This is a genomic window from Arthrobacter sp. 05N425 (assembly GCF_056397125.1).
The window spans coordinates 23,638-42,075 of the sequence record NZ_JBFTMU010000001.1; the positions used below are offsets into that span (position 1 = coordinate 23,638).

23 protein-coding genes are annotated in these 18,438 nt (G+C 64.8%); 15 read left to right on the forward strand and 8 right to left on the reverse strand.

The features are described from left to right. Positions 1-369: 369 nt before the first annotated feature. The 9 genes from AC1DGE_RS00125 (at position 370) to AC1DGE_RS00165 (ending at position 6,776) form a co-directional block, all read left to right on the forward strand. A complete protein-coding gene (locus tag AC1DGE_RS00125; protein ID WP_476916649.1) occupies positions 370-660 on the forward strand; it encodes an ANTAR domain-containing protein in 291 nt (96 codons plus the stop codon). Between the two features lie 1,009 nt (positions 661-1,669). Continuing rightward, a complete protein-coding gene (locus tag AC1DGE_RS00130) occupies positions 1,670-2,320 on the forward strand; it encodes a PAS and ANTAR domain-containing protein (RefSeq protein ID WP_476916650.1) in 651 nt (216 codons plus the stop codon). Between the two features lie 98 nt (positions 2,321-2,418). After that, on the forward strand, positions 2,419-2,676 hold the full coding sequence (locus AC1DGE_RS00135) for a hypothetical protein (RefSeq protein WP_476916651.1): 258 nt from the start codon (positions 2,419-2,421) through the stop codon (positions 2,674-2,676). A 178-nt stretch (positions 2,677-2,854) separates the two neighbouring features. Then, positions 2,855-3,157 carry a DUF4193 domain-containing protein gene (locus AC1DGE_RS00140; protein WP_441418579.1) on the forward strand — a complete coding sequence of 101 codons (303 nt, stop codon included), beginning with the start codon at positions 2,855-2,857 and terminating at the stop codon, positions 3,155-3,157. A 135-nt stretch (positions 3,158-3,292) separates the two neighbouring features. Further along, positions 3,293-3,733: an SRPBCC family protein gene (locus tag AC1DGE_RS00145; protein WP_476916652.1), complete on the forward strand. Its 441-nt coding sequence runs from the start codon at positions 3,293-3,295 to the stop codon at positions 3,731-3,733. Positions 3,734-3,897: 164 nt separating this feature from the next. Beyond that, the gene (locus AC1DGE_RS00150) at positions 3,898-4,503 is read left to right on the forward strand and encodes a DUF1326 domain-containing protein (RefSeq protein WP_476916653.1); all 606 of its coding nucleotides are present in this window, start codon (positions 3,898-3,900) and stop codon (positions 4,501-4,503) included. Beyond that, positions 4,503-5,270, forward strand: a complete 768-nt coding sequence (locus tag AC1DGE_RS00155; protein ID WP_476916654.1) for a DUF2182 domain-containing protein — start codon at positions 4,503-4,505, stop codon at positions 5,268-5,270. Before AC1DGE_RS00150 ends, AC1DGE_RS00155 begins: the two co-directional genes overlap by 1 nt. A gap of 38 nt (positions 5,271-5,308) precedes the next feature. Then, on the forward strand, positions 5,309-6,058 hold the full coding sequence (locus AC1DGE_RS00160) for a lytic transglycosylase domain-containing protein (RefSeq protein WP_476892639.1): 750 nt from the start codon (positions 5,309-5,311) through the stop codon (positions 6,056-6,058). A 58-nt stretch (positions 6,059-6,116) separates the two neighbouring features. Next, positions 6,117-6,776 carry a dihydrofolate reductase family protein gene (locus tag AC1DGE_RS00165; protein ID WP_441418584.1) on the forward strand — a complete coding sequence of 220 codons (660 nt, stop codon included), beginning with the start codon at positions 6,117-6,119 and terminating at the stop codon, positions 6,774-6,776. 87 nt (positions 6,777-6,863) lie between these two features. On the opposite strand, the gene AC1DGE_RS00170 is transcribed toward AC1DGE_RS00165, so the two are convergent. The 3 genes from AC1DGE_RS00170 to AC1DGE_RS00180 form a co-directional block, all read right to left on the reverse strand. Further along, positions 6,864-7,391 carry a DUF427 domain-containing protein gene (locus AC1DGE_RS00170; RefSeq protein WP_441418585.1) on the reverse strand — a complete coding sequence of 176 codons (528 nt, stop codon included), beginning with the start codon at positions 7,389-7,391 and terminating at the stop codon, positions 6,864-6,866. A 111-nt stretch (positions 7,392-7,502) separates the two neighbouring features. Next, positions 7,503-8,216 carry a GAF and ANTAR domain-containing protein gene (locus AC1DGE_RS00175; protein WP_441418586.1) on the reverse strand — a complete coding sequence of 238 codons (714 nt, stop codon included), beginning with the start codon at positions 8,214-8,216 and terminating at the stop codon, positions 7,503-7,505. Positions 8,217-8,243: 27 nt separating this feature from the next. Further along, the gene (locus tag AC1DGE_RS00180) at positions 8,244-8,855 is read right to left on the reverse strand and encodes a GAF and ANTAR domain-containing protein (RefSeq protein WP_476916655.1); all 612 of its coding nucleotides are present in this window, start codon (positions 8,853-8,855) and stop codon (positions 8,244-8,246) included. 464 nt (positions 8,856-9,319) lie between these two features. On the opposite strand from AC1DGE_RS00180, the gene AC1DGE_RS00185 reads away from it, so the two are divergent. After that, positions 9,320-9,823 carry a hypothetical protein gene (locus tag AC1DGE_RS00185; protein ID WP_476916656.1) on the forward strand — a complete coding sequence of 168 codons (504 nt, stop codon included), beginning with the start codon at positions 9,320-9,322 and terminating at the stop codon, positions 9,821-9,823. 111 nt (positions 9,824-9,934) lie between these two features. Here the strand turns inward: AC1DGE_RS00185 and AC1DGE_RS00190 are convergent, their stop codons facing one another. Next, on the reverse strand, positions 9,935-11,656 hold the full coding sequence (locus AC1DGE_RS00190; RefSeq protein ID WP_476916657.1) for an ABC1 kinase family protein: 1,722 nt from the start codon (positions 11,654-11,656) through the stop codon (positions 9,935-9,937). A gap of 5 nt (positions 11,657-11,661) precedes the next feature. Further along, positions 11,662-12,204 carry a PadR family transcriptional regulator gene (locus AC1DGE_RS00195; RefSeq protein ID WP_476892634.1) on the reverse strand — a complete coding sequence of 181 codons (543 nt, stop codon included), beginning with the start codon at positions 12,202-12,204 and terminating at the stop codon, positions 11,662-11,664. A gap of 120 nt (positions 12,205-12,324) precedes the next feature. Here AC1DGE_RS00195 and AC1DGE_RS00200 point away from each other — a divergent pair, with 120 nt between their 5' ends. The 3 genes from AC1DGE_RS00200 to AC1DGE_RS00210 all read left to right on the forward strand — a co-directional run bounded on the left by AC1DGE_RS00200 (position 12,325) and on the right by AC1DGE_RS00210 (position 14,588). Beyond that, positions 12,325-13,245 (forward strand): LysR family transcriptional regulator, encoded by a 921-nt coding sequence (locus AC1DGE_RS00200; RefSeq protein WP_476892633.1) that lies wholly within the window; start codon positions 12,325-12,327, stop codon positions 13,243-13,245. Between the two features lie 155 nt (positions 13,246-13,400). Continuing rightward, positions 13,401-13,652, forward strand: coding sequence for a hypothetical protein (locus AC1DGE_RS00205; protein WP_476892632.1), 252 nt, complete (start codon positions 13,401-13,403; stop codon positions 13,650-13,652). 33 nt (positions 13,653-13,685) lie between these two features. Continuing rightward, positions 13,686-14,588 (forward strand): NAD(P)-dependent oxidoreductase, encoded by a 903-nt coding sequence (locus AC1DGE_RS00210; protein WP_476916658.1) that lies wholly within the window; start codon positions 13,686-13,688, stop codon positions 14,586-14,588. 29 nt (positions 14,589-14,617) lie between these two features. On the opposite strand, the gene AC1DGE_RS00215 is transcribed toward AC1DGE_RS00210, so the two are convergent. Beyond that, the gene (locus AC1DGE_RS00215) at positions 14,618-15,403 is read right to left on the reverse strand and encodes an isocitrate lyase/PEP mutase family protein (protein ID WP_476892630.1); all 786 of its coding nucleotides are present in this window, start codon (positions 15,401-15,403) and stop codon (positions 14,618-14,620) included. A 215-nt stretch (positions 15,404-15,618) separates the two neighbouring features. Here AC1DGE_RS00215 and AC1DGE_RS00220 point away from each other — a divergent pair, with 215 nt between their 5' ends. Then, positions 15,619-16,422: a chitosanase gene (locus tag AC1DGE_RS00220; RefSeq protein ID WP_476892629.1), complete on the forward strand. Its 804-nt coding sequence runs from the start codon at positions 15,619-15,621 to the stop codon at positions 16,420-16,422. Between the two features lie 7 nt (positions 16,423-16,429). On the opposite strand, the gene AC1DGE_RS00225 is transcribed toward AC1DGE_RS00220, so the two are convergent. Continuing rightward, the gene (locus tag AC1DGE_RS00225) at positions 16,430-16,831 is read right to left on the reverse strand and encodes a nuclear transport factor 2 family protein (protein WP_476892628.1); all 402 of its coding nucleotides are present in this window, start codon (positions 16,829-16,831) and stop codon (positions 16,430-16,432) included. Between the two features lie 179 nt (positions 16,832-17,010). Between AC1DGE_RS00225 and AC1DGE_RS00230 the strand changes: the two genes are divergently transcribed. Next, positions 17,011-17,217 carry a hypothetical protein gene (locus tag AC1DGE_RS00230; protein ID WP_441418597.1) on the forward strand — a complete coding sequence of 69 codons (207 nt, stop codon included), beginning with the start codon at positions 17,011-17,013 and terminating at the stop codon, positions 17,215-17,217. Between the two features lie 32 nt (positions 17,218-17,249). Here AC1DGE_RS00230 and AC1DGE_RS00235 read toward each other — a convergent pair whose 3' ends face one another. Next, positions 17,250-18,359: a cytochrome P450 gene (locus AC1DGE_RS00235; protein ID WP_476916659.1), complete on the reverse strand. Its 1,110-nt coding sequence runs from the start codon at positions 18,357-18,359 to the stop codon at positions 17,250-17,252. Positions 18,360-18,438: the final 79 nt, after the last annotated feature.

The following is an 18,438-nucleotide window of genomic DNA, read 5'->3' on the forward strand; positions in this document are numbered from 1 at the left end:
CTGGTTTTGAACGTAGACGAGAATCTGCCCGAAATACAGACCAGCCGGCGGAATCAAATTCGGCGATGCCATCAGATTTCGCCCTAGGGAATAGCGTTGAAGTCATGCAATTCCCCCCGGCTATTCAGCCCGCGCGGCTGGGCGAGTACCGGTAAACGTGTTAAAGAGTTCGCCCCTACGTGGTATTCCGGCGGCCCTCTTCAGCCCTGGAGGATTGTCCGAAGACGGGCGGCTGCGTTCGTTCAGCCATAGTTGGGTGTTAGCTTCGCTTCGGGCAGATTATGCGGCTGATGCCAGTATCCGGAATAAGCTGTTCTTGAGGTCTGAACCTTTACGCAAGCCGGCGCGTGGGATTCAGCGCTGGCGACGTTGACAGTCCATGCCTTCGTTGCGCTAGCGTCCCGGTCCCTGCGGCTTGCCCTGGTCGTGGCGCAACTGCGGGAGTCCAAGGAGGACCTGACAGCCGCGATGCGTTCAAGGACAACGATCGACATCGCCATCGGCGCGGTCATGGCGCAAAACCGCCGCACGAAGGCGGAGGCTTTCAAGATCTTGGTCCGGGCCTCGAATTCGCGCAATATCAAGCTCAAGGACTTGGCGGCTCAGGTCATCGACTCCATTTCCGGCGAACAGCGGGTCACTACCCACTTCGACGATTAGAGGGGTCGGGTTTCAATACCCGAGCAGAAGCCCGACCCAGGGGCTTCCCAAATCATCTGATATATGGTTAATCTGGACATGGTCAGGCAGAGGCCGTAAGGAATCGTTCAAGGACTACGCCTTTGCCCCGAAACCACTTCTTCCTTTCTAGTGCGAGCTCTGCTATAACGGGCAACCTATTTCGGTGCGCGAAACCGAGTGATTGCATCGTGACGCAGTCGCCATGGTGAACTCTGCGGCCAGTACGGGACCGGAGTTGCGGCCTTCGACAAGGCGGGCGCGGTAGCTATGACTTAGCCCCAAGAACTCCGAACGGGCCTCGCCTAGCAGTATCCGGCCTGCAGCGATAGCGCGCATTGGGGGCGGGCCGGCTGAGACTCGCCAGGGCGCGGCCCGTTCGGTCCTTTGTCACGGTTTAGCGAAAAGGCGTCTACGAGCCTGCGCCGGTAAGCCTGCGCATGGGTCAGGACACAAGAGCGCCCCGATGATATTGGGGGATTCATCGGGGCGCTCCACAACAGGCTATTTAGCGGACTACGGCATGTCAATAACCCGCCGCGTTGGTCCCTTGGCGCCCTTCGGATCGCAGAGCGGTCTACCGCCTACCTCGCGGGGGCTGCTCTCTAGACCTTGGCCGGGCATGTTCTTCGCTGGCCGGGCCCGGTTTCGTTGGATTCTGCGGCCTACCAAGTCGAGCAGTTCTGCCCTGCCGACGAGTCGGCCAGGTGCACACATGCGGTAAGCGACGCCTGGAGCTTGCGGAGATCCGTTGAAGGAATGAGCGGCCAACGGCGACTCATGCTGAAGATTCGAGGGAAATCGGCCGAGTCCGGTCCGGGTCGACTACATGTCGTCACCGCTCAGTCCGTCCCGCTGAGGCTTCTCACCCCGACGGCGCAAGCCGTTTGCGTCACCGCTTGTTCTACCACCGGCAATAGTGCGCACCCGCCGGCCGCGGTACTATCTCATGAGGTCATGAGGGCTGCGTGCACTGCAGTACGGGGGTCTGATGGTGGAAGATTTGGGGCCAGCGTATGCCAGCGTCCCGGGACCGGCAAATATCCTGGCGGGGACGTTTGTCCTGGACGGGCCGACCGGCAACATGACGTGGTCGGACGAGATGTACACCATCCACGGCTACCGCCGCGGGGAAGTGGCACCGACGCTTGCCTTGACCTTGGCTCACAAACACCCGGACGATCTGCCTCGGATCCAGGCGGTGAACGCCGAACTCTTCGCCCACGGCGGGCACGTGGCCATCTACCACCGAGTTATCGACGCTCGCTTACGCGAACACCGTGTGCTTACTGCGGGCGAAGCCCGACTTGACGACGCAGGGAAGCTCGCGTCCGTATCGGGAGTAATGCTGGATCTCACCTCGACCATACAAGCCGAGACGGCGCTGGCCGCGCGTGAAGCAGTCCAAGGCGCAATGGCAACCCGAACGACCATAGCGACCGCGGCCGGTATCCTCATGGGCCGCCTCCGCATCAGTTCCGATGAGGCATTCAAACTCCTGATGACTTACAGCAACAACAGAAACGTCAAACTGGCCGGAGTGGCAGACCGACTGCTGGAACTGGGCGATGACAAAGCCGATGATCCGGCACTGGACAGCTACATCCACGAGATTCTCAACGGCCGCCCGTCCCGGGAGTGACAGCACACCAATAGGCACGTGCCCTGACCCATCCGATCCCGTTCCCGGCTGCGAATCCCTCCTGAACAAGGAGCAACCCGGGGTTTCGAGGGACGGTCATGCATGAACATGCACAGCAGGAGCTGACAGCCAAGGTTATCCATGAACTGGCGATTGACCCCGTCCGGCTCTGGGTGCACTATCTGGGCGTTGGAGGCAACGACGCGCTGGACCCCGTGCTCGCCTATATCGAGGGGAGCGGAACTCTGCCGTCCAGGGAACGCGACATGCTTTCCTGCGCCGTGAACGACCTCACTGTGGAACCTCCGGGGCAACCCCGGGCGCCGTTTTCATACTCGGACACGGAGTCCGGTTGATCCCGGGCCCCGGTCGGCAAAGTCGTGGCTCACACGAGTCGCATCAGCCCCGCGACTCCGCCGTGGGCGCGTGAGTCAACGGCAACGACGTCGGCGTACCTCAAGGCGGGGAATTCCGCGGGCATGGTGTACGTTGCACATGCGTCAGACCAGCGCGCGAGAAAAGAGAATAGACAAAGTGGCAACCGATTACGACGAAGTACGTTCCGACGTCAAGGAATCCCAGGACCGCTCCTTGGAAGCGCTGAAGTCCGCCAATGCCCAGGATGCCCGCAGTGTCGTCCGGGAGTTGGATGAGTCAGACGCTCTGGATGATGCCATCACCCCCGGCGGGGAGTTCGTCGCCGAGGAACTCATCGTCGAAGTCATCCCCCAGGCTGAGGACGAGTTCACCTGTTACTCCTGTTTCCTGGTGCGGCATCGCTCCCAGCTTGCGCGCGAGAAGAACGGCCACTCGTACTGCGTCGAGTGTGAAGGGTAGGACAGCCAGGATCAGCACGGTCCTTCGTGGTTGGTATCGCGGGGTGACCGTGCTTCGCCCGGTGCGCCCCGCGGCCGCGGGGACCGACGCTGCAGGTGGTTGCGCTGCCAGGGCGCTTCGGTTCTACAATCGCGCATGGAGAATCTTCGATTCAGCGTCGAGGTCGCCGCTCCCGCGCAGCACGTCTGGAACGTCATGCTCGACCTCGACACCTACCGCGAATGGACGGGAGCCTTTCACGACGGATCGACCTATGAGGGCGGCTGGAACGAGGGCGACGAGATCCGCTTCGTCGGCCCGAACGACGACGGCACGGCGAGCGGTCTCATCGGTACCATCGTGGAGAATCGGCCACACGAGTTCGTGTCGATCCGCTATATCGGCGATGTCCAGAACGACGTCGAAAGCCACGAAGGCCCCGCTGTCGGGCTGCACGAGAGCTACTCGTTCAGCGAGACGGGCGGGGTGACAACTCTCTTCGTCGAACTCGAGGTGCCCGACGAGTGGGCCGACGACATGCGGGGCATGTGGTCGGAGGCGATCGGCTCGATCAAACGGCTGGCGGAGCGCGCCTAGGTCGACGAAATCCCGACCCGGTCAGGGATGGCGGCAGCCCCGACGGCAGCCTTCCAATGGGGCCCGGATGGGCCGCGCTGCAGGAGTCGCCGCGTTCCGTTGACACCGGTCCGGGCCTCGAGGAGACTTTCTTGTGGGGGGTGCCTCTTCGAAAGGAGCCCCAAATGCCGTGGCATGTCGAGGGCACGTATTTTGAGAATTGCAACTGCGATATGGCCTGCCCCTGCACCACTTCGGGGCTGACCGCACCGGCGGACAACGAACGCTGCAACGTGGCACTGGCCTTCCACATCGAAACGGGCGACGTGAACGGCGTCGACGTCGGCGGCCTGACCGTCTGCGTCGTAGCCGATACTCCCGCCCTGATGAGTGACGGCGGCTGGAAACTCGGAGTCCTGATGGATGCCGCCGCCTCGACCGAGCAGGCCGAAGCGCTCGGCGCAGTCTTCGGCGGCCAGCTCGGGGGACCGATGGCGGGCCTCGCCCCCTTGATCGGTGAAATGGCGGGCATGGAGTCCCGCACCATGGCCTACGCCGACGACGGGCGTATCCACCGCGTCGGGATTGGCCGTGCCGTTGACATGGTGGTCGAGGACTTCGTGTCTCCCTTGGATCCCTCAGGCCTGGGAGTCAAAATCAGCGGGGTCGGATTCCCGGCCGATACCCTGGCAGTCGGTAGGTCGAGCACCGCCCGCGTTGACGTGTTTGGGATGACCTGGGATAACGCCGGCAAGAACTCCTACTCCGCCCCCTTCGCCTGGTCCGCGTAGTGCCGGGCAGGAGCGGCCTGGCTGCCACGCACCATGCCGCAGAGTTGGCCTTGATCGGGGGCGCCGGGCTGGCGTGGTACGTCACGGTCTCAGGCCTGGCCGACATGTCCGCAGGCCCGGGGACCATGGGACTGGGGCTCTGGGGTTTCCTGGGCGTGTGGACACTGATGATGGCTGCCATGATGTTGCCGGCGTTGGCGCCCCTCACTTCGACGTACCTCAGGTCCATCCGTGCCGTCCGCAGCCGCGGGGTCCGGGCCGTCCGGACAACTGCCCTGATTGGCGGTTATCTCTTGACGTGGATCGGATTCGGAATCGTTGCCTACGGGGCCGCGGAGCTCTCCGCGCTGCTGGCTGAGAACGCCGCGGACGTCGCACCCTGGGTGGGGGCTGGAGTGCTCGCGGCGGCCGGCGCCTACCAGCTGACCCCGCTGAAGGATTTCTGTCTCAGGCACTGCCGGTCGCCCATAGCATTCCTATTGCACGTCTCCGGGTATCGGGGCCGGTTGCGTGACGTCCGCGTCGGCATGTACCACGGGGTCTATTGCGTGGGCTGCTGCTGGGGCCTCATGGTGGTGCTGATTGCTGTTGGCGTGATGAACCTGGCATGGATGGCGGTGCTCACGGTCGTTATCTTCCTAGAGAAGACGTGGAAATACGGCCCCGCCCTCAGCCGGATCATTGGAGTCTCACTGATCGTGTTCGCGCTCTTCGTCCCGGCCCACCCGGAGCTGCTGCCCGGGCTCCACATGAATGCGGCCATGTGAAGGAAGGCAATCACGGAGCTGGATGGTTTGATTAGTCCGTGCTCCGTCTAAAACGCCTTTTGGTTTTCAGCCTGCTCGCGGTGTGCGCCATCGCCGCATTCTCGTTCTGGGCAGTCCGGCAGCCCGGCGTCGACGCCCGTGGGCTCCTTGCTCCGCCGCCGCGGGCGGTTGCGAAGCTCGATCCGTTCCCCGCCGGCATCACCACCGCTGTGAACGTAACCAGGAACCCGGATGCACAGTGGCTCCTCCGGGCCGCCGCGCAGACCGGGATCCCTGCCCGCGCTCTGCGGGCCTACGTCGCTGCGGCAACCACGGCCAACGCTGCCGCTCCGGCGTGCGGGATCGGCTGGAACACCGTAGCCGCCGTAGGCTTCGTCGAATCCGCGCACGGAACCTACGGCGGCGGCAGCCTTAACTCCGCAGGGGAGGCGAGCGGCCCAATTGTGGGCCCGAGCCTCAACGGATCCGGATTCGCCGCCATCGCTGACACCGACGCCGGTGAACTGGACGGTGACTCCCGCTGGGACCACGCCGTCGGACCCATGCAGTTCATTCCCTCAACCTGGGAGCTGGTTGGGCGGGACGGGAACGGGGACGGAACAGCGGACCCGTTCAATATCGACGACGCCGCCCTCAGCGCGGCGAGCTATCTGTGCGCCCACGGCCGTGACCTCTCAACCGCGCAGGGGTGGACCGACGCCATCTACTCCTACAACCAGTCCGATCCCTACCTGCGCCAGGTGCGGGCCGAAGCCACCGCCTATGCCGCGAAGACGGGCACCTCTTGAGTCGTTGGGTTCGATCACCATAAGGTGACTGCAAACGACAAGCACCTCAGGAGATGACATGTCCCTAGTCCGCGTGCATAACTTCTCGGTCTCACTCGACGGCTTCGGCACCGGCGAGGGGCAGCGACTCGACGCTCCTTTCGGTCACGCTGGCTCACGGCTGATGGAGTGGGCCTTCGAGACGCGCACGTTCCGTGAGATGGGCTTCCACGGGGAATCGGAGGGGTCGTTCGGCGTGGACGAGGCGTTCGCCAGCGCGTGGAAGCCCGGGATCGGCGCGGAGATCATGGGGCGCAACAAGTTCGGCCCGCAACGGGGTCCCTGGCAGGATGAGGAATGGAAGGGGTGGTGGGGTGATAACCCTGTCTTCCACACCCCCGTCGTTGTACTAACACACCATCCCCGGCCGGTACTCGAGATGGAAGGCGGGACAACCTTCCATTTCGTCGACGCCGACCCCGTCTCCGCGCTCAAGCAGGCCCGCGCCTTGGCCGGCGACCTCGACGTCCGGATCGGTGGCGGCGTCAGCACGGTCCGACAGTTCCTCGAGGCCGATCTGATCGACCACATGCACATCGTCCTCGTGCCGATCGTGCTGGGACGTGGCGAGCGGCTCTGGGACGGACTCGAAGACCTTGAGCAACGCTTCGACATCGAAGCGACCCCTTCTCCAGCCGGAGTTGTCCACATGATCTTCACGCGCCGCGCGGCCCGGTAATTCCGGGCGGCCTCCGGCGCGGGGAGGTGGCCCCGGAAGTCCCGGGCAGCGAAGGCCTGCCGTCCTGTCAGCCCGACGGCGGTGTCCTCACCATCCGGCGGTGCCCGGGCCACCCTTGAACGGGCCAACGATCTGCTTGGTGATCCACCCTCCGTAGAAGTCGCCGTCCTGGGAGGTCACCTGTTCGCCGTCGACCTCGCAGGAGTCCATCTGAGCCGGGTAGAGGGCCACCCGGGTGGCGAGCGCCTCGAACCCCGGGGTGGGTTCCGGATAGGTCCACCCGCCACGGCGAACGACGACGCCGCCGGCGACGACATCGAAGTAGTGCGCTTCGCCCTTGAACTCGCAAAAGCTGGTGCCTTCTACCGGGACGAGTACCCCGGCAGGGAAGGAGTTCAATGGCAAGTAGTAGACAGGCGGATGACTCGTCTCCAGGACGCGCACTGCATCGGTGGTATCGGCAATGACCTGGCCCCCAAGACGAACGATGACCCGTTCCGATCGCGGCTCGACCCGTGGCGGCCGCGGGTAATCCCACACCGATTCCTCGCCGTCCTGGGGTTTGATGGGCTGGGGACGCCGGAAGAAGCCGGAAAAACCGTGAACGGGAGTCATGGTTCCATGGTGCCACCTTCACCCTGGGACGCCGTACGCGGCGGAGCTCCCGGTTGGCCCGTATGGCGGCTGGATCAGCTACCGGGGCCCTGGGCCCAAAGATGCCGGTGCTTAGAGGGTGACTTTTCGATTGATGATCTTGTCCGCAGTTTCGTAGAGCGTCTGGTTGTGGGCACGGGCATACCCGCGCAAGAGTGCGAACGCCGCGTTCATATCGACATTTGAGGTGTGGGCGATGACGCCCTTGGCTTGCTCGATCAGGATGCGGCTGTTCAGCGCGCGCTGCAACTGTTCGTTGATCAGGGTGGTTTCCCTCGCGGCACGTTCCTGCAGCAGGGTGATGGTTGCCACGTCAGCGAAGGCTTGGGCAATGGCGGCGTCGTCGGCGGGAAGCGGACCGGCCTCGTGGCCGAAGAGGTTCAGGGCGCCGATAGTACGGTTGCGCAGCCGCATCGGGACGGCATGCAGGGACCGGAACCCCTGGGACAAAGCGGAGGACTGGAACAGCGGCCAGCGGTCACCCTGCGTCGCGATATCGTCGATTGCTACGACGGCTCCGGTCCGGTAGCAGTCAACGCACGGGCCAGTACCTGCCTCAAGCTGCAGGACTTCCACGAGTTGGCTTTCCTCGCTCGTCGAAGCCATGACCTGGAGATCGCCGGCTGGATCGACCAGCACCAACCCCGCAGCGGCGGCGTCGAGGATGCCGACCGACTCATCAACGAGGGTGTGGAGCAGATCGAAGACGTCGTAGTCCGCCACAAGTGTGTCCGCAATCTTGACGAAAGCGGCACTTACGCGGCCAGCGCGGCTCATCATCGCCATATCGGAATTCTACTGTATGCGCCCATGTCAGGTGCCCTCCGGCGTGAAGTCCAGGGTCCTGTTGACCACGTCCCGGGCAACCTCCCGCACCGTACGCCCATTGGCGAAGGCATGCGCCCGCATCAGGAGGAGGGCGTCCCGTGCTGTCGTCCCCGCCTGCGCCAGAATCATCCCCGTGGCCTGATGGACCTCGCGGCGGGAGAGGGGAGAGCCATCCGGCGGGTCATCGGCGCCGCTTTCTGGCGCAAGGGTCAGGAGCTGGCGCAGTAGCCGCCACGTTGCGGCGTCGGCGAGTTGCAGAGCCGTGGAATGCCCTGCCGGGCTCAGCGGGCCCGGCTCTGAACTGTAAAGCTCCACAACGCCGATGTCCATGGCGCCGAGTGCGAGGGGGAAAACGAACAGGGCCGCAACATCCAGTTCCAACAGGGACTTTGCAAAGACAGGCCAGGCGGTATGCGGGCCCCTGCGCACGTCCGGCACAAGCACGGGGTTGCGGGTCCGCAGGGCTTCCCAGCGCGGGCCTTCCCCAAGGTCGAACTGCAGCTCTTCGACCCTCGCGGAGACTGCGTTGCTGGCGCACACCATGGTTTCCGGTGCCAGTCCGGCGAACACTGAGACCGCGGCCCCGGAAATGGGCAATGACGTGAGGAACCCCCTGCACAAGCCGGCGTCAAGTCCCGCTGCCATGGGATCAGGTCCGTCACCCATGCCGGACGACCGGATCTGTCGTGTCCCCAACGGCAAAGCTTTCGGCCGGAGGAGGCAGCAGCGGCGCCATTGCCGAGCCAAAATTAGTGCACATGGGTCGCGCCTCCTCGGTCCGGTCTTAGTGCCATCAATTGCGGAAGAACCCCGTAGTTGTTTGTTTTAGTTTATGCCCGCGGGACCGAGTGCCGGTGGGCGGCGCGGCCCGGCCGTCTGTTGTCACAGCTACGTGATCCTTGCGTGGGCACCCTACCGGCTGGACTGAAATTCCGATAAAGTAGTGCTGTTGCCCCGGACCCCGGTAGCGCCATCATTCGGCATGCTAATTCGGAGGAGTCCCCCTCATGTCAGGCAACCCCAACTATAGGCCTGGATCAGTACATCCATTCCACCGTTCCTTGACCATCACAGAAGGTCTGTACCCCGGGGGCCCGGAAGACGACGATCAACAGCTCGCCCTAGGGATCGACGTAGAAGAAGTCTGGGAGCCGCCGGCCCCGACTCCTCAGAAGCTGACGGCCGTTGAGCGTGCCAGTTCTTTGTGGGAGGAGCGGGAAGCGGGCCTTAACGCGCTGACGTCGTCCGCGAGTGGAGGCCCCTGGGCCAGTGATCCACTGACTTCGCGGGAACAACTGCTGGCTGAGATCGAAGACCTCACCCGGGTGCTCAAGGTGAAAGTAGCCCGATACTCCGCGCTTCGGGCGAACCAACCCCACGCCGAAGTCGGGGAAAGGGCTAACGAGACGGCCGTGATGTGGATTCAGGATGCCCTGGAGGATATTGCCGCGACTGCCTTGGGCATTGAAGTCGCCTCCCGTGAGCTGTTCCTCCGTTCGGCTTCGGCAGGGGAGCGGAGTTCGATTAGCGATCTGGGCGGCCAGGAACAAGCCGCCGCGGAGTGACCTCCAAGGGCAACGGCTGACGGTGCCGAGTGCGGGAACAGGGCCCGCCTGGCCCGGCTGATGCGGACGGGTGTGCCCGAGAAAGGGCGATCATTGCCCGTGGCACTGTACTTAGAGGCCGCGGCGCCCCGTCCACAACCCGTGGAGCAGCGGAACTGCCGACGCAATCATCAAAACGTTGCCGAGCACCGCGTCGTCCGCCCGGACCACGGCACCTGCAATGAGCAGGGCACCGAAGATCAGCGCCGATGCAGCTCGCTGCGCCGTGCGGTCCAGCCGGGCCAGCTGCCGTTCGAGGCGCGGATTGGCCACCGATAGCGAACCGTCCTCGATTAGGCTGATGAGCCCGTCGAGGCGTTTCGGCAGACGCAGGGCGACCCCGGCGGCGTCGAGCGCCTGCTGGGCCACATCCTGGACGATGTTGCCCCGCTCGTCGCGGAGCAGCTGCGCCGCATAGGGCTCGACCGCGTCCCAGAGATTGAACCGGGCGTCCAGCGAGCTGCACACGCCCGAGGTCAGTGACATCGCCCGGATGATGAGCAGGAAATTCTCCGGCAACTGGAACGGCAGCGAGCGAACCAGATCGCGGAATTCCACCGCAAAATCAAGGAACACCCGCTGGTCAACCTCGCGAAGCTCGGCGAAGCCCATCCCGCCAAACCGGGCGAAGAGGTGCGTCATCGCCCGTTCGAGCTCGGCCTTGTCGGCCGAAGGCACCAACACACCCACGTCGCTGATCGCGCCCACCAGGCCCTTGCCGTCACGCGAGGCGGCCGCGATCAGAAGCTTCCGCAGGCCGCTCCGAGTGCTGGGCGGAACCTCGCCCATCATGCCGAAGTCGATGAACGTCAGCTTCCACGGGCGCCCTGCAGAGGGAGCAGCTGAATCGGCAACCGGGGTGACAAAGATGTTGCCGGGGTGCGGATCGGCATGGAAGAACCCGCGGGTGAACAGCTGGTCGAACATGACCGAGGCAAAAATCGGGGCAACCTGCGCCGGATCGATGCCCGCCGCCAAAAGTGCGTCCGCGTCAGTGATCTTGATCGCCGCGACATCTTCCAGCACGAGCACGCGGCGGGTGCTCCACTCCCACGCAACATCGGGCACCCCTACGCGGTCGTCGTCGGCGAAATCAGCCGCAAAGCGCTCTGCATTCGCTGCCTCGTGCAGGTAGTCGATTTCCTCGAGACTAATCTGCGCAAACTCCTCGACCAGGGCCGGCATGTCCGCACGATCGGACACGAGTCGCACGCGGCTGAGCCAGCCGCCCACTTTGCGCAATGCCGCCAGGTCGACGTCGACAATCGCATCGATACCCGGGCGCTGCACCTTCAACACGACGGTTTTGAGACCGGCGTCGGCGCCATGGGAGGGAAGGAGTTGTGCACGGTGCGCCTGCCCGAGGGACGCCGCGGCAATCGGCGTCTCCTCGACTGAGGCGAAAACCTGTTCCAGCGGCGCGCCCAGCTCCGCCTCGGCCAGTATACGGATTGCGGAGAACGGCACGGGAGGCACCTCATCCTGAAGTCCCTCGAGTTCCCGGGTGATCTCCGGCGGAAGCACGTCGAGCCTGGAGGAGAGGAACTGACCGACCTTGATCATCAGGCCGCCCAGCTCCACCGCGAGCACGTGGAAGTGCTGCGCGAAGCGCCGCATCCTCCTCGCCCTGGTGCGCTCGGCAATTCTGCCCAGCCCGAGGCGGGGGAGAAACAACTCAAACCACCAGGTCACCGCGAGCTGCCACGCCGCGAAGCGCAGGATGCGACGGTAGCGGGCGCGGGTGTCCCCGAAGCCGGGTGCCGGATCTGCCCGGGTCCGACGAACCGACGTCACCCGCGTCAGTCCTGGGCGAGGATCGAATACAGTCGGCGACGTGCCTCGTCGAGCACCGAAACCGCCTGCTTCACTTGCTCCGGGGAACCGGTGCGACCGACCTGGGCTGCGGCCTGCGCCAGCTCGACGCCGGCCTTGGGCAGTGCCGCGAATCCGGGGCCGGCGGCCGGCCCCGACGACTCCCAGGGCTCCGACGGATCCGCACCCGCTACGACCTCCCGGCCTGCCTCGGTCAGCGAGTAGATCTTGCGGCCGTTGGACTCCTCGGCGCGGATGAGCCCCTCGTCGGACAGCAGCTGCAGCGTGGGGTAGACGGAGCCGGCACTCGGCTTCCAGCTGCCGCTGCTGCGCTCCTCGATTTCGCGGATGATCTGATAGCCGTGCATCGGCCGTTCGGCGAGCAGGGCCAGCACCGCGGACCGGACCTCGCCGCGTCCCGCGCGGGTGCCCGAGCGCTTCTCAAACCTTGAACGCAGTTCCTCAACCGCCTGCCACATGCCGTCGATGTTTGGCGTGCCAAATCCGCCGGCCGGGTATGAATTACGCATGCTGGTCTCCTTAGTGGATCGCGAACGATACTCAACGATACATTCCGATATACGCGAAAACCAGAGGTTCCAGAAGCCGGGGTGGTGAATTCGGTGTCTTCGTGCGGTAGACCGGAGGCTATGATCTTCAGCCAACTTGAGTACATGGTCGCCTTGGCCCGGGAGCGGCATTTCGCACGGGCGGCCGAGAGTTGCTCGGTTTCCCAACCGGCCTTGTCGGAGGGGATTAGGAAACTTGAAGTTGAGTTGGACGTTCCGCTGATCCGTCGGGGCAATAGGTTCGAGGGGCTGACGGCCGAGGGTGAACAGATCGTGGTGTGGGCGCGACGCATTCTGGCGGACCGTAAGGCTCTGACCGAACAGATCAGTGCCATGCGGTCCGGCGTGACCGGGCAGCTGCGGATTGGCGCGATTCCGACCGCGTCACCAGCCGTGTCCGTGCTGACCGCCGCCTTCTGCGCGGCGCATCCTTTGGCCAATGTGCATGTCGCGTCCGATCTCAGGTCCGAGGACGTCCTGCGGCTGCTGGCAGATTTTGAGATCGACGCCGGGATCGCCTACGTAGGCGGCCCGGTACCGGATGGCTTCCGGGTGACCAGGTTGTACTTCGAAAAGCACGTGCTGCTCACAGCGGACGAGCGGGGAGCCTTCGGGGGCAGCACGGTCGGCTGGTCCGACGCGGCAGGACTGCCCCTGTGCCTGTTGGACCGGTCGATGCAGGGACGCCGGCAGGTGGATGATGCTCTCCGGGACGTGGGCCTGACTGCCGCGCCGCGGCTTGAAACGGACTCGGTCGCTTTGCTGCTGGCCCAGATGAAGGCCGGGCAGTGGTCAACGATTGTCCCGGCGGCGTGGTTGCACGTGTTTGAACTCCCGCGTGGCGTGCGCGCCCTCCGTTTGGTGGGGCCGGAGCGGCAGGCGGAAGTAGGCCTTGTCACCCTCTCCCGCGAGCCGGAAACCGTCCTTGCCCGGGCGCTGACCGCGGTGGCCCGTGCGGCCGATCTCACATTCCTGGAGAATCAGCCTGCTGACCAGCTGTAATAAACATCCCCTATTAGACGATGCACTATCCCTCTTTGAAACCTATCGCGAGGCGGCGAAGAGTGGGTGTTAGCCGCGGAGCTCCGGTCAAGCCCGGAGGCGGCAGTCATCGAGCGTGGCTTCTTTGGACGCCCGCCTAACTAAAGGAGATTTTCTTGAGTACTTTAACTGTTCCCCAGCCCCTGCGTGATCAGGCCAGGAAGGCCGCTTACACCGACACCAACACGCTTCAGCGCCCTGAGTCGGCGAACAAGCCGTTGCCCGGCAGTTACACCGACGTCGATGTCCTGACCAAAGGGAAGACCGCGCCCGCGGGACGCCCGGGCAGCTACGCCGACGTCCACACCGTGATCGGTAGGATGTCTGCTTGGGGCGGCCAGGGGCGTTACACCGACGCGGATCGCTAAGGCCGCTTGTACAACGATCGAGAGGACCACAGGATGGACACGAAACGCACGGTGGCGGTGCTGGGCACGGGCATCATGGGGGCAGCGATGGCCCGCAACCTGCTGCGGGCCGGGCACGAGGTCCACGTGTGGAACCGCGACCAGGCCAAGACCGCCCCGCTCGCCGACGCCGGAGCCCAGGTCGCCGTGTCCCCGGCGCAGGCTGTTGCCGGCGCGGACGTTGTGGTGACCATGCTCTTTGACGCTGCAGCCGTGACCGACGTGATCCGACAGGCAGCCGCGGGAGTCCGGCGGGGCACCGCCTGGGTGCAGTCCACGACTGTCGGTGTGCACGACGTCGCAGCCCTTGCGGACCTGGCCAACGAGGCCGGTCTCGACTTGGTCGAAGCGCCCGTTTCCGGCACCCGCGAGCCTGCCGAGGCCGGCCAGCTCCTGGTGATCGCGGCGGGACCGGAAGCTGTGCGCGAGCGCGTGGCACCCGTAGTGGACGCCATCGGGGCGCGCACGGTCTGGACTGGTCAGGACCCGGCCGCGGGCTCGGCAACGCGGCTGAAGCTCGTCGTGAACAGCTGGGTCATCGCCGCCTCGAATGCCGCCGGTGAGATCCTTGCCCTGGCCGAGGCGCTCGGGGTGGACCCGCAGCAATTCTTCAACTTGATCGACGGCGGCGGCCTCGATCTGCCCTTCCTGCGCACCAAGGCCGGACTCATTCGCGATGATCGGCTGGAACCGGCGTCTTTTGCGGTCGATACGTCGCTGAAAGACGCCCGCCTCATCATCGACGCCGCCCGCGAACAGGGTCTTCGGCTCGACGGTGTCGAGGCGTCCGCCGCGCGCCTCGAACGGGTCGCGTCCCAGGGCCGCTCCAAGCAGGACATGGCTGCTGCTTACTACGCCGGTACCGGACAGAAGCCCGGATCGCGCGCCGAGCGATAACCACGGCGGCAATCAGCTGCCCCTCGCCCTCAATCCGTGAGGCGTTGGCTAAATGACACCAGGCGCGATTGCATCTCCCAATACGGGGTAGCGGGTGGGAGCTTCTTGCCATCGCGCAGGGCGCTGGCCACGTTGACCGCCGCGTCGACCGCTGCGCGGTAGGGCAGGGAGCCGGAACTCACCCGCCGGACCCCCAGCTCACCGAGCTCGGCAACAGTCAGCGAGGGATGTGCCAGCACGTTGACCGGCAGCGCAATGCCGGCGGTGACGGCCCGGATGTCCTCCGGGACCGCCAGCCCGGGCACGAAGATCCCGTCCGCCCCGGCGTCGGCGTAAAGACCGGCACGGAGCAGCACGGCATCCACTGTGGCTTCTTCGCCGAACCAGATGTTGTCTACCCGGGCGTTGATGAACACGGCCGGGCTGCGTTGTTTGACGGCGGCAACCTTCTCGGCAAAGGCTGCTGGATCGACAAGGTGTCCGGCCGTGCTGTCCTCCAAGTTGACCCCGGCCACGCCATGGGCCGCCAGTTGAGCCACGAATTCGGCAACCTCGGCGGGGTCGTCGGAGTAACCGTCCTCGATGTCCGCCGTGATGTGGACCGGCAGGCGGCACAGTTGGGCAGCCAGGGCGGAGGTTGCCGCCTTGCTGGACCCGCCTCCGTCCGGGAGGCCGGCACTTGCCGCAATGCCAAAGCTGGTGGTGCCGATGGCCGGGAATCCCGCTGTCGCAAAGGCCAACGCGGATCCGACGTCCCACGCATTGGGCAGCAAGAGCGGCGCCGCGCCGTGGTGAAGTTCCCGAAAAGTAGCCATGTTCACTCCCGTACCCTGCCAACCGAATAGGTGGATCCCGGTTCAGTCTACAAACGCGGCGGACCGCCGCAAGGCGTGGACGATACCCAAAACACGTGCCGCCCGAATGGAACAGCAAAGGCGGGTCTTGGCCACGTTGCACAGGGCCGGACAGGCCCTGTTACGCCGGCTGGCCGGCTGCTAGGCTCGGCGCCAAGACAACTTCGGGAGGTCTGATGTTTGAGCGACTTTGGGGACGAAAAGACCAGCAGGGAAATACCGAGACCCATTCCCGGGCCGATATCGCCAACCCGGTGTACAAGGAGATAGCGCTCCAGCTCACCTCCACCGCCGAGAACTCCACTCCTGACTGGACCACTTCCTTCGGATACATCGAGGACATCGACGACGGACGTGGCTACACCGGTGGGCTGGTGGGCTGGTGCAGTGGCACCGGCGATATGCTCGAGCTGGTCCGTGCCTACGAAAATGCCGCCCCGGGGAATCCGCTGGCGCGCTACCTGCCGCAGTTGGAGCAGATCATGGAAGCGCCCTACAAGGAACGCCCTGCCTTGAGTCATCGACTACTTGATCCTGGCTTCACGGCCGACTGGAAGAGGGCCGCGAGTGACCCGGCCTTCCAGTTGGCCCAGCAGGCGGAACGGGACCGGGTGTACTGGCAGCCGGCCTTTGAAGAGGCCGTCCGGGACGGCGTCGGGCCGCTGGGGCTTGCGATCTACTACGACGTCTCGGTCAACCATGGTCCCGGGGACGACGACGAGTCTTTCGGCGGCATCCTGGCCGCAGCCCGTAAGGCCGAACGCCCTCCGGCCCAGGGCGGGGACGAGTCCATGTACCTCGCAGCCGTGGTCAAGGACCGGGTAAAGATCCTGAAAGCCTGGGGCGATTATCAGAAGCACGGGCGCCAGGACATTCACAACGGGCTTTTGGAGGCCGGCAACCTCGATCTCAGGCCACCGATCCGCTGGTCCGTCTACGACGACCCGTACGAGCTGGGATCGTATCCCCAGGTTAGATAGGGCGGGGTTAGTCCCCGCTCACGTTGTCGCCGTGCCGATGCGCGACTTTCCACTCGCCATCTTCGCGTCGGTACACCTGGGTGGCCCGCAGGGTGTAGGTCCGCGGCTCACCGTCGACGGAGGCAGAGGTGTGTTCCAAACCGGCGGTGTAGGCCATGTCGCCCACCACGTCATACGCCTGAAGTTCGAAGGCGTAGGACGTGCAGTCGGAAAAGCTCTCCGCGAGCCCCGCGAACAGCTCATCCAGTTGATGCTGCCCGAACGCGTTGCGCCATGCCCCTAGGACGCTCACAGGCTCGTTGCGGGACCAGAGCGCCCGGCGGGGAGCAGAGTCGCCATTGTGGAGCGCCAGTTCCGCTTGGTACAGCGCGGTCTTGACCCAGGCAAGGAAGTCGTCACGCTCACTCATGCCCCCAGTATGCTCCGGCCCAGCAGGGTGCGCATCAGGGGTCGGCGCAGATGTCGAGTGCGTGGATGGGGTGTACTCATGAGCGACAAGCGGAGCCGGGTCGCGTCTATACTTGTCCCTATCCGCCGCCGCCCCTACCAGGGAGCGGGTCCGGATTTCGACGTAGAAGTGGAGTGGGCATGGCAGCAGAAGATCTTCACTTGACCCCGGAAGAACCATTTCCGGAGCACTTGGACAAGGTGTCCGACCAGGAACTGCAGATACTGGACAGCCAAATCCAGCGTCAACTGGACCACGAGGTGGTGGCTGAGGGCGAGCCGAACCCGGAGACAGAGTTCCGGGGTTTCGAGATGGACGAGGAGTTCGAAAGCCGGGATAAAGGCTAGGCCTTGCACCCCGGAACTGCACGCCCCTGCGTTCAGGCTGACTGCCAGCTGGCCGGCAGCGCCTTCAGCCCATAGACGATGCTGCTGTCCATCCGTTCAAGGCTCGCTCCCGGGGCCAGCGTCAGCCCGGGCAGCCGGGACAGGATGCCCTCCAGCGCGATCCTTGCCTCCAACCTGGCCAGCGGGGCGCCGAGACAAAAGTGAACGCCGTGGCCGAACGCCAGATGCCGGAGCTGGCCCCGGTCGACGTCGAATTCGGCCGCCCGCTGGAATTGCCGCTCGTCGCGGTTCGCGGAACCGATCCAGGCCACGAGCGGGGCGCCGGCCGGAATCTGAACTTCGCCGAGGGTGGTGTCGGCGACAGCAATCCGGTACATGGACTGCACCGGCGACCGAAAGCGGAGTACCTCTTCTATGGCCTGGGGGAGCAGCGCCGGTTCCTGCAGCAGCCGATCGATGGTGCCGGGCGCTTCAGTGAAGCAGAGCACGGCGTTGCCGATCAGGTTGGTGGTTGTTTCATTGCCGGCGACCAGCAGCAGACTGCAGAAACCCAGCAGTTCGACCACGCTAAGTTTCTGCCCGTCGATCTCGGCGGAGAGCAGGTTGCTGATCAAATCATTGCCGGGCCGGCTGCGACGCTGTTCGATCAGGTCCAGGAAGTACGCCGTCATCTCAAGATTGGTGGCCCGGTGGTCCTCATTCATCGCGCCGGTCCGCGTTTGGCTGACAATAACGTCGGACCACTGCTTGAACCGGTCACGGTCTTCGGCGGGCACGCCCATCAGTTCCGAGATCACGATCACCGGCAGCGGAACCGCCAGTGCCTGGATCAGGTCCGCCGTCCCGAGTGAAGCGATCCCGTCGAGGAGTTCGGTGGTGAGCTGCGTGATGCGGGGTGCAAGCGCGTCCACGGCTTTCGGCGTGAACGCCTGCGTCACCAGGGAGCGCAACTGCCGGTGCCGGGGAGGGTCGGTGGTGATGAGGCTGGACTCGAACAGGTGTCCTGCCTCGGAAGGATCGTCGCCACGCATCCGCGAGGAAAACGTGGCGTGTTCGGAGAGCACCCGCTGCACGTCGTCGTACCGGAAGACATGCCAGCTGCCCGACTGCTCGTCGTGAAAGACGGGCGCTGCTTCCCGCATGCGTTGGTAATAAGGGAAGGGATCCAGAGGATGCTCATTGGCCGGGGCGAAGTCCATGGCTGGCCTCTCTGCTCAGCCC